The organism is Bacillus sp. FSL R5-0560, from assembly GCF_037966305.1.
Classification (GTDB): domain Bacteria; phylum Bacillota; class Bacilli; order Bacillales; family Bacillaceae; genus Bacillus; species Bacillus mojavensis.
The window spans coordinates 1,898,753-1,916,799 of record NZ_CP150195.1 but is presented as its reverse complement, the minus strand read 5'-3'; the positions used below and the strand labels follow the sequence as shown (position 1 = coordinate 1,916,799).

The following is an 18,047-nucleotide window of genomic DNA, read 5'->3' as shown; positions in this document are numbered from 1 at the left end:
TGTCCTCTCCCCTACTGAAAGGAAGTGATTCTTACTTGAGTCAAAACCTCAAAATTATACTAACCCCACAAGCTGATACCTCATCCAAAACTGTCGAACAGTTAAATCAGCAAATTAAATCTCTGGAAAAGAAACTCAACTCCCTCAAGCTCAATACGAATATTGATTCTACAACCTTAAAAGCTCTGCAAGAATTCTCCTCTGCTGTCGATACATATCAGAAAAACCTAAAATCCTATAACCAAACAGTTAAAGAAACCTCAACAGTAATTAAGTATGCTGACGGATCAGTTGAAAAGCTCACCCAGCAATATAAGAAAAATGGTGAGATACTTCAACGTGAAACAAAAATAATCAACAATCGTAATACTGCTTTAAAGCAAGAAACTCAAGAGGTTAACAAGCTTACACAGGCCACTGAGAAACTAGGTCAGGTTCAAAAAAAGACCGAGCAGAGAAATCTGCAGGGACAGCCAACAAAGATTGTGCAGAAAAATCGCCACGGGTTCGATGATATTGTTTATACAACTGATCCTAAAACTAATTCAACCTCTTCAAAAACTACAACTAATTATGACCAACAAAGGAGAGCAATTGAGCAGCTTAAGCAAGATCTAGAGAAGCTTAGACAGCAAGGTATTGTTACCGATACGACCATCTCATCTCTCGGCCGAAAAATAAACACAGCTCAATCTGCTCAGCAAATTGAAGCACTGCAAAATAAGATAAGGATGCTAGATGATAAATCTGCGGCAGTTGCAAAGAACAACGAATTAAAGAAAACCATTGAATTATATCAGCGACAGGCACAAGTAAATGTCCAAAACCTAAATACACGGTATGGCAGTTCCATGGGGTCTAGTAATAGACAAGCTGTTCAAGATTATTTGAATGCAGTAAATAGTCTTAATGTAAGCACTGGAAGCAATAATATCAGATCACAAATTCAAAGCTTGAATATGCAATTTAGAGAATTAGCCTCCAGCGCTCAAGCAGCTGCTAATCAAGCCTCTTCTTTTGGAGCAGAACTAACTCAAACCTTCAAAAGCATGTCCACCTATTTAATCTCCGGTTCTTTATTCTATGGAGCTATCTCCGGCCTTAAAGAAATGGTATCCCAAGCAATAGAAATTGATACTCTCATGACAAATATTCGCCGTGTTATGAATGAGCCGGACTATAAATATAATGAGCTTCTCCAAGAATCTATTGACTTAGGTGATACACTTTCAAATAAAATCACAGATATTCTCCAAATGACAGGCGATTTTGGGAGAATGGGTTTCGATGAAAGTGAACTCTCCACGTTAACGAAAACTGCTCAAGTTCTTCAAAATGTCTCCGATTTAACTCCCGATGATACAGTTAATACTCTTACGGCAGCAATGCTCAACTTTAATATTGCAGCAAATGATTCAATATCAATTGCAGATAAATTAAATGAGGTTGATAATAACTATGCTGTTACAACCCTCGATCTAGCGAATTCTATCCGTAAAGCAGGTTCAACTGCTTCTACATTCGGGGTCGAGTTAAATGATCTTATTGGTTACACAACCTCAATCGCTAGTACAACACGTGAATCAGGGAATATCGTCGGCAACTCTCTAAAGACAATTTTCGCACGAATTGGGAATAATCAAAGCTCAATTAAAGCGTTAGATGAAATCGGTATTTCTGTCAAAACAGCTAGTGGAGAAGCTAAATCAGCAAGTGATTTAATAACTGAAGTTGCCGGTAAGTGGGATACACTTTCTGATGCTCAGAAACAAAATACTTCAATTGGAGTAGCTGGTATTTATCAGTTATCCCGTTTTAATGCAATGATGAACAACTTTTCTATTGCTCAGAATGCGGCTAAAACTGCGGCTAACTCAACAGGAAGTGCTTGGAGTGAGCAGCAAAAGTATGCAGATAGTCTACAAGCTAGGGTAAATAAGCTTCAAAATAACTTCACTGAATTTGCTATTGCAGCTTCAGATGCTTTTATTAGCGATGGATTAATTGAATTTACTCAAGCAGCAGGTTCTTTGCTTAACGCTTCAACAGGAGTAATAAAATCAGTTGGGTTCCTACCTCCCCTTTTAGCTGCAGTAAGCACTGCAACCCTTTTGCTCAGTAAGAATACCCGCACATTAGCCACCACCCTAATTTTGGGCACACGTGCAATGGGGCAAGAAACTTTAGCGACTGCTGGGCTAGAAGCTGGTATGACTCGTGCAGCAGTCGCCTCAAGAGTTCTAAAAACTGCTCTTCGAGGGTTGCTTGTTTCAACATTAGTTGGTGGTGCGTTTGCTGCTTTAGGATGGGCACTAGAATCATTAATTTCATCATTTGCAGAAGCTAAAAAAGCTAAAGATGATTTTGAGCAGAGCCAGCAAACCAATGTCGAAGCAATTACGACCAATAAAGACTCCACTGATAAACTAATACAACAATATAAAGAGCTTCAAAAGGTTAAAGAGTCAAGATCTTTAACTTCAGATGAAGAGCAAGAATACCTTCAAGTCACTCAGCAATTAGCGCAAACTTTCCCTGCATTAGTTAAAGGCTATGATTCTCAAGGAAATGCAATTCTTAAGACAAATAAAGAGCTTGAAAAAGCGATTGAGAATACTAAAGAGTATTTGGCTTTAAAGAAACAAGAAACAAGAGACAGTGCAAAGAAAACATTCGAAGACGCTTCTAAGGAAATTAAAAAGTCTAAGGATGAATTAAAGCAGTACAAACAAATAGCTGACTACAACGATAAAGGTAGACCTAAATGGGATCTCATTGCAGATGACGATGACTATAAGGTTGCAGCTGATAAAGCTAAACAAAGTATGCTCAAAGCTCAATCTGACATTGAGAGTGGAAATGCTAAAGTTAAAGATAGCGTCCTTTCAATTGCAAATGCTTATAGTTCAATTGATATCAGTAATACTATAAAGACGAGTATTAGTGATGTTGTCAACAAACTGAACTTAAAAGACGATTTAGATCCTGAAGAATTAGAAAAATTCTCCTCTTCTTTAGGAAAGCTTCAAGAAAAAATGCAAAAAGCTTTAGATTCAGGTGATGAAAAAGCTTTCGATAATGCAAAAAAAGATCTTCAAAGTCTCTTAGAAACATACTCCAAATCCGATTCTTCTATTGATGTTTTTAAAATGAGCTTCGACAAAGCACAGAAGAACATAAAAGATGGAGATAAGAGCTTATCTTCCGTCAAATCTGAAGTTGGTGATTTGGGTGAGACGCTGGCAGAAGCAGGTAACGAGGCAGAAGATTTTGGTAAGAAGCTAAAAGAAGCTCTGGATGCAAATAGTGTCGATGATATTAAGGCAGCTATTAAAGAAATGTCAGATGCTATGCAGTTTGATTCCGTTCAAGATGCCTTAAATGGGGATATTTTCAATAACACCAAAGATCAAGTGGCTCCTCTCAATGATCTTCTAGAAAAAATGGCTGAAGGTAAAAGCATTTCTGCAAATGAAGCTAATACCCTTATTCAAAAAGATAAGGAACTTGCCAAGGCTATTAGCATTGAAAACGGTGTTGTGAAAATTAACCGTGATGAAGTTATCAAACAAAGAAAAGTTAAACTTGATGCTTATAACGACATGGTTACCTATAGCAACAAATTGATGAAAACAGAAGTTAACAACGCTATCAAAACTTTAAACGCTGATACCTTACGGATTGACAGCCTGAAAAAACTACGAAAAGAACGAAAGCTTGATATGTCTGAGGCTGAACTGTCAGACCTAGAAGTTAAGTCAATTAATAATGTTGCAGATGCAAAAAAAGAACTTAAAAAGCTTGAAGAGAAAATGCTTCAACCTGGTGGGTACTCCAATAGTCAAATTGAAGCAATGCAAAGCGTTAAATCAGCTTTAGAATCTTATATTTCAGCATCTGAAGAAGCCACCAGCACACAAGAAATGAATAAACAGGCACTTGTTGAAGCTGGAACATCTTTGGAGAATTGGACAGATCAACAAGAAAAAGCCAATGAAGAAACCAAGACTTCCATGTATGTTGTTGATAAATACAAGGAAGCATTAGAAAAAGTTAATGCTGAGATTGACAAGTACAACAAGCAGGTCAATGATTATCCGAAATATTCTCAGAAATATCGAGATGCAATTAAGAAAGAAATTAAAGCACTTCAGCAAAAGAAAAAGCTTATGCAGGAACAAGCTAAGCTGCTTAAAGATCAAATTAAATCCGGTAACATTACTCAATATGGTATTGTAACCTCTACAACTTCTTCTGGCGGAACCCCCTCCTCAACTGGTGGATCATATTCAGGCAAGTATTCAAGCTACATTAATTCAGCAGCTAGTAAATACAATGTTGACCCTGCCCTTATTGCAGCTGTAATTCAGCAAGAATCAGGGTTTAATGCTAAAGCACGATCTGGTGTAGGTGCCATGGGATTAATGCAACTGATGCCAGCAACAGCAAAAAGCTTAGGAGTAAATAACGCTTACGATCCTTATCAAAATGTTATGGGTGGAACAAAGTACCTCGCCCAACAACTTGAAAAGTTTGGCGGTAATGTTGAAAAAGCATTAGCTGCATATAATGCTGGGCCTGGTAACGTAATTAAATATGGTGGTATCCCTCCTTTTAAAGAAACACAGAATTACGTCAAGAAGATCATGGCCAACTATAGCAAATCGCTCTCATCTGCCACTTCTTCAATCGCCAGCTATTATACAAATAATAGCGCTTTTAGGGTAAGCTCCAAATATGGACAACAGGAATCTGGTCTCCGCTCCTCCCCACACAAAGGAACTGATTTTGCTGCAAAAGCAGGTACAGCAATTAAATCTCTTCAAAGTGGTAAAGTCCAAATTGCTGGCTACAGTAAAACAGCAGGTAACTGGGTTGTTATTAAACAGGATGATGGAACAGTTGCCAAGTACATGCACATGCTTAACACTCCTTCTGTAAAAGCAGGTCAATCAGTTAAAGCCGGTCAAACTATTGGTAAAGTTGGTAGCACAGGGAACTCGACTGGGAACCACCTTCATTTACAGATCGAACATAATGGAAAAACAATCGATCCTGAAAAGTACATGCAAGGTATTGGAACTTCTATTTCAGATGCGTCACAAGCTGAGGCAGAACGGCAACAAGGGATAGCTCAGGCTAAATCTGATCTTCTCTCCCTCCAAGGAGATATCAGTTCAGTCAATGATCAGATTCAAGAACTTCAGTATGAACTAGTTAAATCTAAACTCGATGAGTTTGATAAAAGAATTGGGGATTTTGATGTTCGGATAGCAAAAGATGAATCAATGGCTAACAGATATACTTCTGACAGCAAGGAGTTCCGAAAATACACCTCTGATCAGAAAAAAGCTGTGGCAGAGCAAGCTAAAATCCAACAACAAAAAGTTAATTGGATTCAAAAAGAAATTAAAACAAATAAAGCATTGAACTCCGCTCAACGTGCACAGCTTCAAGAAGAGCTTAAACAAGCCAAGCTAGATTTAATTTCTGTTCAAGACCAGGTTCGTGAGTTACAGAAACAACTTGTCCAATCTAAAGTTGATGAGACACTCAAGTCAATTGAAAAGTCATCTTCTAAAACCCAAGGGAAAATTAAAGATGTTGATAATAAAATATCAATGACTGAAGAAGATGAAGACAAGGTTAAGTACTATAGCAAACAGATAAAGCTTATTCAGCAACAACAAAAGGAAGCCCAAAAATATATCAAACAGCTTGAAGAGCAAAAGAAAGCTGCGAAAGGTTTCCCTGACATCCAGGAACAGATCACTGAAGAAATCGAAAACTGGAAAGATAAACAGAAAGATTTTAACCTTGAGCTTTATAACACCAAGAAGTCGATCAAGGATATCTATAAATCATTGGCTGACGAAGTTGTATCCATCTACAAAGAGATGTACGAAAAAATGCGGGATATAGAGCTAGAAGCCCATCAGAAAGCGACACAAGATAAGATTGATGAGATTGACAAAGAAGACGAGGAAGCTAAGTATCAAAAGGAATTGAAGGAGAAAAACCAAGCAATACAGGAAACAAAAGATAAGATCAATAAACTTTCCATGGACGACTCCTCTGAGGCTAAATCGCAAGTCAAAGACCTAGAGAAACAGCTTCAAGAGCAACAGGAAGCTTTGGATGAGTATATTAAAGATCGCAGCAACACAAAACGGAAAGAAGCCCTTCAGGATCAGCTAGATAAAGATGAGGAATCAATTAACAACAAGTACGATGACCTGGTAAATGATGAACGAGCATTCAAAAAGCTTGAAGATAAGCTTATGGATGGTAAAATCACTGATATCGCTAAACAGCTTAATGAATTCACCAAGTTCATAAACGAGAATATGAAGTCGATTGGGAAAAGTATTTCCAATAACTTGATTGATAAGCTTAAGGACGCTGCCAGTGCATTAAATACCGTTACAACTGGAAATACAACAGGTAAAAAGGTGTCATCATTTGCTTCTGGTGGATATACAGGCACGGGACTTGGAGCAGGAAAGCTTGCATTCTTACATGATAAGGAACTTATTTTAAACAAGACAGATACTGAAAACATGCTGGAAGCTGTGAAACAAGTTCGTCAAACGTCCACTGACAATTCAGTAAAGACTACCTCTAAATGGGGTCAACCTGGTAAAATTTCAGATGTTTTAAGTAAGAGTATCGCCCTTGTCACCCCAGCAATGAACGCTGCAGTTACTAGCCAAACAAATCTAACTAAAGGCTTAATTCCAGCTCTTAAGAACTTATCAACACCTACTGTATCCGCTTCTACACCTCAAGGGAATACATCAAACAATCAGAACTCATTCACAATTAATGTAACAGAAGCTAGTAATGCTAAAGAAACTGCAAGCTTAGTGTACAAACAATTAGCAAATGGTCTTAAAAATACTGGACTGAATTTCAACATAACATGAGCCGGCTAAGGCCGGCTCTTTTTATATTGGGGGTGAAAAATTGATTAGACAGAGCCAATATTTCATGTTTGATAACGTAAAGTCGATCGACTATGGTGTAGAAAACGTTAATACAGAATCAGGGTTAGTTGAAGAAACTTTTTTGGGCTCACGATCAGTTAATGAAACTTATGTAAAAGGAAGATCTGAGCCGTACACTGAAGGTGTCAAAAGAGAATCAAAACAATTCCCTTTAAACTTTTATGTTGGTGAAAATTATGATGAGAAAAAAATAAGAGCAATTAAGCGCTGGCTAGATGTCGATGATTACAAGCCGTTAGCGTTCAGCGAAAATTTAGACATTGTATATTATGCAATGCCCGTGGATACCAGTGATCTAGTCCATAATGCGGCTAGACATGGATATGTTCGTTTGACAATGAAATGCAACTCCCCTTATGCATATAGTCGAAACACAAGTTCCCACTCCTTTGATATATCATCAGGAATGAAAATCATTGAACTCCAAAACAAAGGTGATATTGCGATTTACCCTACTGTTGAAATTCTTAAAATTGGCGATGGCGATGTGAAAATCGAGAACCTAAGTGATTATACTGAACCCTTTATATTCAGCAATCTAAAAGACAGAGAAATTGTTAAAGTGAATGGCGTCAAAGAAATTATTGAGTCGTCTTTATATGGGAATGAAAGATATGATGATTTTAATGACAATTATATTAGATTAGATTACGGAAAAAACCGATTAAAAGTGACAGGGAAATGCAAACTGAGATTCGCTTTCAGGTTTAAGTATCGGTAAGAAGGTGAAAAATTGATAACTATTCGCAAGGATACAGAAATAAAAAACATACGTTTATCCCTTGCTAAGCCAGATAAGACTAAAATAGCCAACATTGATGAAGTTCTAAATCCCACTGTAACTTTAAATCATGGAAGCAGCGTCCACGAACTCTCCTTCTCTATCCCACGTAAGGCCACCTATGATGGAGTCATTAAAAGAAATCATGTTGTAGATCTACTAAAACCCTGGTATCTAATTAAAACAGAGTTTTATGGGCTTACGATTTGGTTTATTATCACTAAAAGAACCAATTCATTCAGCAGTGAAATGGATACTGTACAAGTTGAGTGCCGATCTCTTCAACATGAATTGAGCAGAATAAACGTTCTTAAATATGAAGAGACATCTAAAAACCTCCAGGAAGTAGTTACAGACTGTTTAAAGAATACCAGTTGGACGGTTGGATACATAGATACTCTCTTTAACATAAAACGAAGACAGTTTGATGTATCATCAACTAACAAGCTTGATTTTTTATATTCAATCTGTGAGAAGTTCGATGCAGTTCCAGTCTTTGATACAGTAAAAGAAACTGTAAGCTTCTATAAAGAATCCGACATTTCCAAATACAAAGGCCTTAAACTAAACCCTCGGCAATATATGATTAGCATGGACGATTCTGAGGATGCAGACGAATTGGTAACAAGACTATATGCTACTGGAAAAGATGGTATCAGTATTAATTCAGTGAACCCAACTGGACAATCCTACATTGATGACTTTTCTTATTTCCTCTTCCCCTTTCAACGTGACGAACAACGAAATGTTATTTCCCACAGTGCCTATATGCCAGATGAACTTTGTCATGCAATTCTTGATTACAATGACCTTGTTAATAACGAAGGAAATGCGTTTAGTAAACTTCTCACTCAAAAGAACGAAGCTGAAACTGCTTTAACCGAATTGAATAATGAGCTTTACACTCTTGACCTTGAAGTCCAAAAGCTATTAGATCGAATTGAAGTTGCGAAGAAAGCCGGAGATGACACAAGTCAACTGAAAGCTCAACTCGCCATAAAGCAGAAAGCAGTTGTAGGAAAGAAAAACCAAATTGCTACGATTGAATCAACAATTTCTCAAATATCTGCTTCAATTTCCAAGCTTAAAGAAAAGCTCTCTTTTGAGAACAATTTTAGTGAAAATCAGCAAAAACTGCTCTCACGTTTCATTTCGACTACTGAGTGGTCAAATGACAGCATCTATGATGAGAATGAACTTTATGATGATGCAAACGAAGAACTCGAAAGTCGTAATACACCGCCAGTGAATGTAACACTCGATATAGTAAACTTTTTTAACTGTATTAGTGAAAAACATAACTGGGATAGGTTCAGTTTAGGAGACATAGTAAGAGTTCAACAGAATGATTTAAATACCGATATTAAAGCCATACTTTCAGCAATAACAATTGATTTTGAACAATCAAATATTAGTGTCACTATAACAAATGGAAAAAGAGTTCAATCTGATTTCGAGAAAATCGTTAAGACCGTTTACAGAACAAACAAAATAAGTACTGAATTAATCAAAAGAAAGATTGAATGGGACAAAGTAACTGAAAACTTCAATATCCGAAATGACAGAATCTCAGTGCAGCCTGCACCTCCTACCATTGCTTCTGATGGCACTGCAATTACCCATAAAGTAAATGATAACGGGTCAGTTGATATTACCATTCAGTGGAACTATGTTGATTCCGATGAGGACAAATACAACATTGATGGATTTGAGGTTTACTTACACGGTAGTGATGACAATGAGGAATACACATTTGGCTCTGTGCAAGCCAGTGAAAATTTACAAAATGTTAAATATGACAGACGCACAGCCACTTTTACCGGATTACCTTCAAATATGTACTACACTATCGGTGTTCAAGCTTATCGAAGAGTAGATGCAGATATAGATATAAATCAGATTCTTCTTTCGGATATAGTTAAATCAAATCATCCTTCTGAAAACCCCTACCTCCCTTCTCCATCTATCGAAGTAAAAGGAAGCCTTAGTGGAAAAGTTAATGGTCTCTATACAATCTCCACAGAAACTAAGCCAGAAGATCCAGAGACAGGGACAATTTGGATCAATCCCCAGAACAATAAACAAGAACTGTTTAACGGAGAAGAATGGATTGTCTCATCTGCAGGTTCGGCAGACTCCTTAAATGGTTTTACAGCTTCTACAACCACCTCGCCAAATTCAATACCAGTGCGCAATGAATTAGGAATTATTAGTGGTTCAATAGACGGTAATGCGGAGTTGTTAGGTGGACGACCAGCATCAGATTATCTATTAGCTGAAAATATCCCCCTACCTCCTAAGTTCTCAAAGGGTGTTTATATAGGAGACGGCACTCCAAGTAAACAAATCCCCCTCTCCTTTACTCCAGATCTAGTCAAAATAACTCCAATTTCAACTGAAGACAGTATGCTGGTTATTGAAAGTCCTACAGGTGGTTATGCCTATCAATGTACAGCGTCTGGTCTCTCTCTAGTTGGCGGAGATTTAAGCTACGGAGCTTTAGGCGATAAAATCTTTTTAACTGGCTCAGATGAAAATTTTAGAGGAAACAAATTAAATGTCAAATATATATGGGAAGCTTACCAGCAAAATTAAACGGAGGTGATTAATCTGACCGACTTTGCTGAATTGTATAACGATCCAATTTTAAGTAAAAAAAGAAAAGGTTCAGTTGATGATCCCTATCTGACTTATAATGAGACATTAACTGTCTATAACGGCAGAGTACTTCTGACTGAGATTCCAAACAGAGAGTTTCGTGTCGAAGTTATAGGAAGTAACAAGGAGTGGCGAGAAATTGAAGATGGTGAGCTTGAAGACAATTATTTTAAGGTTGATTACCTTATGGGTGTTGTCTTTTTTAATGTTTCAAATGAAGGAAAATCACTTACCTTTAATTACAGTGGTGAAGGTGCCTCCTTCTTCCCTGCCTCTCGAATTTGGATAAAACGACAAGGGAATATGGTTATTGAAACTCTTCAAGGACTTATCGATGAAGCTGAAGATACAATAATTCGAATGAATGAACGTATAGCTGAATGTGAACGAGTTACAAAACGGTGCCAAGAAGTGACAGCTTGGTGTAGACAGGCTACATCAAATTATGAAGAAGTTGTAGAAAATACAAGAAAAATTTATAAACCATCTGTCTATACCTATTCAGATATTTTCACCTATTACCCAACCCCACAGATTGGTTGGGCGGTGACTGTTAAAGAAACAAAAATCGTTTATCGATGGGATGGATTTGAGTGGGTAGATATTGGAACTTCCGAAGTATATGAAGGTTTTAATATACTCCTAAGCGCAACAGAACCATTTAATGCAAATTATATCTGGTATAAGGATGCCTCTTTTTCACCTGAGAAAAAACGAGTTGTTGTTTCAGATACAGCACCAGATTCAGGACAAGTATGGTACAAAACTGACTAAGATCCCCTCCGGGATCTTTTTTATTGGAGGAAAGTTATGGCTGGTTTTTATAGATATGATCAAAATTTAGATAAATATGTTCCGATGCCTGTTGAACTACTAGCTTCAGAAGGAGAAGAATACACCGCTCCTAAGATTACTCAGAAGTTTAATGAAGTAGAAACGAAAACAACAGAAATTTTAAACAAGGTATTAACTGATGACAGATATTTTACAGTAACAAGTTCTTTTAAACAGGATGCCACTCTTGGTATTGAGTACTATGTTACAAAGGTTACTCCTAAAACAACCGAAGCTAAAAAAAGTATGGTGCAAAAAACGTTTGCATATGACTTTGAAAAATCCATTGATCCCACATCTTCTTATTTTGGTACAACTAATCGTGAAACAGTTTTAAGTATGGCCAAACGAAAAAGATCTGTTGTTGCAATAAACGCTAGTGGTTGGCGATCAAATGGTGAAGTCATGGGGCTTCAAATTAAAGACGGAGTTCTCTACAAAGATTATGACGCTGCTGGATACACAGGCGCTGAGGCTTGTGTATTTTTTGACGATGGAACTATGAAGGTTTACGGAAACAGAGAAGTTGATGCCGACATCCTAATTTCCAAAGGCGCACGAAACTCTTTTGCTTTTGGCATTTGGCTAGTTAAAGATTCTAAGCCAAGAACGGCTCAAATGACTACATGGGCAGATTTAAATGTTAAGCATCCTCGACAAGCCATTGGGCAAAGATCTGACGGTACATTAGTTATTATTACTGTAGATGGCCGTTCACTTCGATCTAGTGGTATTACAGCTTATGATATGCCATCTTTATTTTTATCTGAAGGCTGTGTTAATGCATTTCTTTTAGATGGTGGTGGAAGCTCTCAAACTGCTGTCGAAGGAAAATATATTAATAACATTAGTGATGGTATTGAACGTGCAGTGGTTGATACCTTAACAATTTCATATCCTGATGACGATACAGATAGCAGATTTTTTGAAGTTCAAGAAGGAAGAGGTTTGGCAACAAGTCTAAACAGACGTGTAGAGTTTATCGAATCCAAGCCTACTTGGAATGTATTAGACTTAGGATTCTCACCAGATGGCTTAATCGATAATACAGCTAAGTTTAAAAAAGCCCTTAGCGATTTATCTGAAAAAGGAGGAGGGAAACTACATTTCCCAAAAGGTACATATTTAATCGGTAAACAGAACACAACTAGCGCTAGTGAAAAAATTGAACTCCCCTCGAATGTCTCAATTGTTGGTGAAAGAAGATCCTACACTAAACTCCTCAGAAATCCAAATCACTCACTTGATGAATTGTTGCGAATTACAGATCACAATTATATAGAAGGCATCGAAATTGATGGCAATAGTAGTGTAAATAAGAGTAGCTGCCGATTAATTGCAGGTGGAAATATAAAATCATTTAAAATGAAAGACTGCAGCTTGGTTAATGCTACAGACCGAGGAGTGAGTATTCACGGGATCGGCAAGTCTATCACAATTGAAGGAATGTATATTTCCAATATAGCCAATGAGTGCATTAACATTGCTGAAGGAGAAATTATTAAACTAATTGACTCTGAGATCACATTTAGCGGAACCGCCCTTTGGGTAGGCAATGCTGCAAATATCTTCACTAAGAATAACCTCGCTAAATCCTTAAAAACCTTCGCCCGGTACAAAAACTCGCAAAATGCAATTTGTTCAGGAAACATTATCACTAATAATATTGATCGCGCAATTTGGGGGTCTGTAAGAGAAGCTATTTTCTCTGATAATGTTTTCAAGCAATGCCACTCTGATTATCACCTTTACTTTATTCAAGAAGACACTGGAACAAACGATTTAATTGTAACTGGGAACTCAGTTTATAGTGATGTTGAGGGAACAGCTTTCATTAGAACTCCATCAGATATAGACAGAAGACGAGTGTCAGGTAACGTAGGTAATATTCCTAGCTTGAACTTGGATTAAGACTAAAGGAACAATAAAGGCGGTGGTTACGTTCTAGATAAAATATAGATTTTATTCAAAATACATACTTGAAAAACAGAGATAGCAAGAGCATACGTGAGATAAAGAGAGATTGGGTTCAGACCCCTTCTCTCTTTTTTGTGCTCAAATTTAATTATTAGGAGAGATGTTATTTGTCAGCTTATACAAACAATTATATTCCAGTAAATAAGTATACTCGACCTGGTTTAAAGTTAAATGGTGTGAAAAAATGCGTTCTACACTATACAGCCAATCCGGGTGCCGGTGCAGACAATCACCGAAGATATTTTAGCAATGCACAAGTTTATGCATCAGCTCACATTTTCGTAGATAAGACAGAAGCAATTTGTATCATTCCGTTAAATGAAGTAGCTTACCACGCTAATGATATTCAGCAAAGAGACAGTGCCGGAAATCCTTATCGAGGAGTAGCTGCGCTAAAACCAAATGCTAACTTCTTATCTATTGGAGTTGAAATGTGCCTTGAGAAAGACGGTTCATTCCATTCAGATACAGTTGAAAGAACTGAGGATGTGGTCGTTGAATTATGTAAAAAGTTTGGTTTAGATCCTATTGATGACATTGTTCGTCATTTTGATATTACTCACAAGAATTGTCCTGCACCTTGGGTATCCAACAGCCAAAAATTTGTAGACTTTAAAAATCGAGTAAAGGCAAAAATGTCAGGTAAATCTGTTTCAAAAGCTTCTCCAACTAAACCAACAACATCCTCTCCTTCCTCTTCATCAGCAGCAAGTGGTTCCCTTAAATCAAAAGTTGACGGTCTTCGTTTCTACTCAAAACCATCATGGGAAGATAAAAATGTTGTCGGCACAGTAAATAAAGGCATTGGATTTCCTACAGTTGTAGAGAAAGTTAAAGTCGGATCTGCGTATCAATACAAAGTTAAGAACTCTAAAGGCGCTACATATTACATTACCGCTTCTGACAAATATGTTGATGTTACAGGATCAGTCAAAACCTCTTCTCCTGCCCCAAAAACAACATCAACTTCTTCAAGTTCCTCATCTATTAAATCCGTGGGAAAAATTAAAATTGTCGGTGTATCAAGCGCAGCAATCGTAATGGACAAACCTGATCGAAATAGTTCTAAAAATATTGGCACAGTCAAGCTCGGAAACACTATTTCAATCTCTGGTTCAGTTAAAGGTAAAAACAACTCAAAAGGTTACTGGGAAGTTATCTATAAAGGTAAACGTGGATACATCTCAGGACAATTCGGTTCTAAAATTTAATTATATTCAATTATCTCGGAGGATATTTGTTGATCTAATGTATCAGTGACTATCCTCTTAATTTTAGGAGGTGATGTAATGTCACCTTTCTATATTCATTAAAGGTTGGTGACAAATGGATAACTTTGAGCAAAGCACCATTTCAAGATTAAGTGCACTAGAAGAAAAAGCAAAACACACTGATAACAAGATTGACTCTCTTGAAGAAAGAACAAATGTTATCGGTCGTATCGCAACACTTGTTGAGCAACAAGTCGAAATTAACAAAGATTCTCAAGCGCAATCAAGAGAACAGTTCAGCACTCTTAACGAAATGAGTAACAGTTTAAAAAATCTAAGCAAATCATATGAAAAACTGGACAATCGAGTTGAAATATTGGAACGCTCTGATTCTACTCGTAAAATTGATCCCTCACAGTTTACTAAAGACCTTGTATTCAAGGTGCTGCCAAGTGTAATTGCCACTATTGTCGGTGCATGGTTACTCATACATTTTGGCCTCAAATAAAATGAACAGGAGACGATTAAATGACTAAAATCAACTGGAAAGTAAGACTGAAAAAGAAAACATTCCTTGTTGCGATTTTCTCTGCAACGCTGTTATTCGTACAAGCAATTGCCTCTGCATTTGGATACGACTTAACTGTATTTGGCGACAATTTGACTGAGAAATTTAATGCGCTTCTAACTTTTTTAACTGCAATGGGTATCATTGTTGACCCAACAACTCAAGGTATTTCTGATAGTGAACAAGCAATGGATTATGATTCACCGAGCTAAAACCCCTGCCCTTCTCTTAATTGAGGAGGGTATTTTTTTCGTTTTTTAAGAAAACATTAATCTTCCTTATTCCCTTAAATATGATAAAATATTACATATTTAGTCTATTGGATACATAGAGGGAGGGATTTCAATGGAGCAATTAATTCCGTCATCCACAGTTGGAGTTAAAATCAATGAGTGGTATAAATACATACGGATGTTCGCCGTTCCAGATGCAGAGGTATTAAAAGCAGAGGTTGAAGAAGAAATAAAACATATGAAGGAAGACCAAGACTTATTGCTGTATTATTCTCTAATGTGTTTTCGTCATCAGCTAATGCTTGATTACCTTGAACCTAAGTCATTGAATGAAGAACGCCCTAAAATTTCAGACTTATTAGAAAAGATCGAAAGTACCCAAACGAAACTTAAAGGTGTCCTGGAATACTACTGCAATTTCTTTAGAGGAATGTATGAATTTGATAAAAAGGATTATATAAAAGCAATAAGGTCATATAAAATTGCTGAGAAAAAGCTCGCTTTAGTAACAGACGAAATTGAACGAGCTGAGTTTTATTTCAAAATGGCTGAAGTGTATTATCATATGAAACAAACCCATGTATCAATGCATTATGCAGAAGCAGCCCTTAACATTTATAAAAACCAAAAAACTTATACTGTTCGCAGAATTCAATGTGCATTTGTTGTAGCAGGCAACTTTGATGATTTGGAAAGTCATGAAAAAGCAGTTCCCCATCTTCAGAGAGCCTTAAAAGACTCAAAGGCCATAAACAAACACAAGCTAATTGGTGCATCATTATATAATTTGGGAAACTGTTATTATAAGATGAAAGAGTATGACAAAGCTGCTGAATATATTGAACAAGCAGTCTCATTATACGAAAACGATAAAAGCGATCTTCTCCCTCACACGTTATTTACGCTTACACAAATTTACTTTAAAATGAAAGATATTGAAAAAGCCTTTATTCTTTATAAAAAAGGAATCGAGAAAGCACAAGCCATAAATGACGATGTCTTAGTTGCTGAGTTTAATTACTTAAAGGCTTTATATATCGACTCTATAGATAAACGCACAGTTTTCCGAACTTTTTCTGTACTTAAAGAAAATGTTATGTATCCAGATTTAGAGGAATTAGCACTCGACACGGCTAATTATTGTAAGGAGATAGGGCAATTTGAAAACTCAACCGCCTTTTTTGACGTTATGGTGGATGCCCGAATCCAAATACAAAGAGGAGAGTGTTTATATGAAATTTAAACTTGCATTAGCGACCTTGTCAGTTGTCGTTGGATTAGCAGTGTTTAGTGGCTTTTCATCCTCGAATGATAAAGAATTCCATGAAGCTAAAAGGAATATCACTTCTATTCAACCAACCAAGTTTTTTGTTTAATGTTTAACCCTTCTCAATGAGAAGGGTTTTTAACTCAGTTAAATACATCATTGACGTAAAGACTTCATTCCTCCATCAATCCACTTATCAAAATCCGATATCACTATGTCAGAATGATAATAGGTTCCAAGCAATGGACTACTACCGATAATCCAGGGATGAGTTATAGTATTATCCAACCGGCCTTGAACATCTGTATAGCCCGAATAAAAATCATTTGACATTACAATAGGGTTTATACTATTTTTATTCCCTAAATCTGATAACTTCGATGCTTTTGCTACAGATGCTCCTATCCAGACTAAGTTGCTTATGCCAAAAGATTTTCTCCCAGCCTTTACTGCTAAAGTTACAGAAGCGTCGAGACCAATGCCAGCCTTAATTCTAGGTAAGTCTCTCTTAGATAATAAATCATTTAACATGCGCATATAAGTATTTATATAAAAGGCTCTTTCAGCTAGATAGTATAGCTCCTCACAAGTTGGAGCAGAGTATATAGCATATACACAATCTCCTCGTATCCCTATCTCCTTCAGGTTATCTCCGGCTTCTTTCCGCAGTATTTCTATAATTTCAGAAGTAAAGCCTCGAATTACCTTGGCTACATCTATATCATTCTTGCTAATAAACAACGAAGTTGAGTCTCTAAGATCAACAAAGATTGCTGCAGCCCAAGCTTTGTAGCCATTTGTATAAGTAAAGTCTTCATCTTTAGGAAACTTATTTACTTTATTTATCAAACTTTTTTCATCCAGAATCCCTTCAACCTTACTCTTCCTCTCTATGTAATCATATTTTTTTAACCTCATTGACTCCCCCCATATAAGTCCAGAAAAATTCAATTAAATATACAGTCACAATGTTTGCAATATATAGACAAAAAAATTGGCCGACCACTTATGTTGTGCGGCGTCTAAGGGTTTGGTTACCTAGCGTGGCGCCTACATAAGCGTCATTATAAAAGCACCCTCTAAAAACTCTAACATATTGTGGAATTATATTTAAGATGTCGAATGCCTCAAACTCAAATTTTATTCATTTGCTTCATGTAATCGATTCCGGATTTAGTGATCCTCCATTTCATCTTTTCCTTACCTTGAATCTGAACTTTTTCTCCATCGACCAACTGTTTCTTAGAAAGATATAGCCTTACCGCTCGTATATAACATTCGTATCTTTTTTCCGCTTTTGAGTTTACCAATATTGCTTTTTGTTCTGTTGTTAAGTCTAATCTTTCTGCAACTTCATGATAGATATCCTTAATGAAAGACCCATTCCTTCTATATAAGGTTTTGAGCAACTCCATTTGGAAATCTGAGAATGCTGGCAGCATTCCTTTTTTGTAACTGCTATTTCGATTTGCCTTCATCTTCGTCTCCCCTTTCCTAATACAAGGCAAAGT

12 protein-coding genes are annotated in these 18,047 nt (G+C 36.8%); 10 read left to right on the top strand and 2 right to left on the bottom strand.

Going from position 1 to position 18,047, the window contains the following annotated elements:
- Nucleotides 1–35 precede the first annotated feature (35 nt).
- The 10 genes from cwlP (at nt 36) to NST56_RS09850 (ending at nt 16,645) form a co-directional block, all read left to right on the top strand.
- Complete coding sequence (cwlP, locus tag NST56_RS09895) at nt 36–6,926, top strand: transglycosylase CwlP (protein ID WP_339181616.1); 6,891 nt, start codon at nt 36–38, stop codon at nt 6,924–6,926.
- A 40-nt stretch (nt 6,927–6,966) separates the two neighbouring features.
- The gene (locus NST56_RS09890) at nt 6,967–7,728 is read left to right on the top strand and encodes a distal tail protein Dit (protein WP_339181615.1); all 762 of its coding nucleotides are present in this window, start codon (nt 6,967–6,969) and stop codon (nt 7,726–7,728) included.
- A 12-nt stretch (nt 7,729–7,740) separates the two neighbouring features.
- On the top strand, nt 7,741–10,383 hold the full coding sequence (locus NST56_RS09885; protein ID WP_339181612.1) for a phage tail protein: 2,643 nt from the start codon (nt 7,741–7,743) through the stop codon (nt 10,381–10,383).
- Between the two features lie 15 nt (nt 10,384–10,398).
- Nucleotides 10,399–11,220, top strand: coding sequence for a hypothetical protein (locus tag NST56_RS09880; RefSeq protein WP_160244985.1), 822 nt, complete (start codon nt 10,399–10,401; stop codon nt 11,218–11,220).
- A gap of 36 nt (nt 11,221–11,256) precedes the next feature.
- A complete protein-coding gene (locus NST56_RS09875; protein ID WP_339181609.1) occupies nt 11,257–13,191 on the top strand; it encodes a phosphodiester glycosidase family protein in 1,935 nt (644 codons plus the stop codon).
- 173 nt (nt 13,192–13,364) lie between these two features.
- On the top strand, nt 13,365–14,468 hold the full coding sequence (gene blyA / locus NST56_RS09870; protein WP_339181607.1) for an N-acetylmuramoyl-L-alanine amidase BlyA: 1,104 nt from the start codon (nt 13,365–13,367) through the stop codon (nt 14,466–14,468).
- Nucleotides 14,469–14,583: 115 nt separating this feature from the next.
- Nucleotides 14,584–14,976 (top strand): hypothetical protein, encoded by a 393-nt coding sequence (locus NST56_RS09865; RefSeq protein ID WP_072183127.1) that lies wholly within the window; start codon nt 14,584–14,586, stop codon nt 14,974–14,976.
- Nucleotides 14,977–14,996: 20 nt separating this feature from the next.
- The gene (locus tag NST56_RS09860; protein WP_332276152.1) at nt 14,997–15,248 is read left to right on the top strand and encodes a phage holin; all 252 of its coding nucleotides are present in this window, start codon (nt 14,997–14,999) and stop codon (nt 15,246–15,248) included.
- A gap of 133 nt (nt 15,249–15,381) precedes the next feature.
- Nucleotides 15,382–16,512, top strand: coding sequence for a Rap family tetratricopeptide repeat protein (locus NST56_RS09855; protein ID WP_339181601.1), 1,131 nt, complete (start codon nt 15,382–15,384; stop codon nt 16,510–16,512).
- Complete coding sequence (locus NST56_RS09850) at nt 16,502–16,645, top strand: hypothetical protein (RefSeq protein WP_154230908.1); 144 nt, start codon at nt 16,502–16,504, stop codon at nt 16,643–16,645. Before NST56_RS09855 ends, NST56_RS09850 begins: the two co-directional genes overlap by 11 nt.
- A gap of 47 nt (nt 16,646–16,692) precedes the next feature.
- Here NST56_RS09850 and NST56_RS09845 read toward each other — a convergent pair whose 3' ends face one another.
- Both NST56_RS09845 and NST56_RS09840 read right to left on the bottom strand, forming a co-directional pair.
- The gene (locus tag NST56_RS09845) at nt 16,693–17,454 is read right to left on the bottom strand and encodes an adenylate cyclase (protein ID WP_339181597.1); all 762 of its coding nucleotides are present in this window, start codon (nt 17,452–17,454) and stop codon (nt 16,693–16,695) included.
- Between the two features lie 215 nt (nt 17,455–17,669).
- Nucleotides 17,670–18,014 (bottom strand): winged helix-turn-helix domain-containing protein, encoded by a 345-nt coding sequence (locus tag NST56_RS09840; RefSeq protein ID WP_339181594.1) that lies wholly within the window; start codon nt 18,012–18,014, stop codon nt 17,670–17,672.
- Between the last annotated feature and the right edge of the window lie 33 nt (nt 18,015–18,047).

Excerpts from the sequence above, each read along its gene's own strand:
- NST56_RS09875 (WP_339181609.1), top strand. The coding sequence starts at position 11,257 with ATGGCTGGTTTTTATAGATATGATCAAAATTTAGATAAATATGTTCCG.
- NST56_RS09865 (WP_072183127.1), top strand. The coding sequence starts at position 14,584 with ATGGATAACTTTGAGCAAAGCACCATTTCAAGATTAAGTGCACTAGAA.
- NST56_RS09860 (WP_332276152.1), top strand. The coding sequence starts at position 14,997 with ATGACTAAAATCAACTGGAAAGTAAGACTGAAAAAGAAAACATTCCTT.
- NST56_RS09855 (WP_339181601.1), top strand. The coding sequence starts at position 15,382 with ATGGAGCAATTAATTCCGTCATCCACAGTTGGAGTTAAAATCAATGAG.
- NST56_RS09850 (WP_154230908.1), top strand. The coding sequence starts at position 16,502 with ATGAAATTTAAACTTGCATTAGCGACCTTGTCAGTTGTCGTTGGATTA.
- NST56_RS09845 (WP_339181597.1), bottom strand. The coding sequence starts at position 17,454 with ATGAGGTTAAAAAAATATGATTACATAGAGAGGAAGAGTAAGGTTGAA.
- NST56_RS09840 (WP_339181594.1), bottom strand. The coding sequence starts at position 18,014 with ATGAAGGCAAATCGAAATAGCAGTTACAAAAAAGGAATGCTGCCAGCA.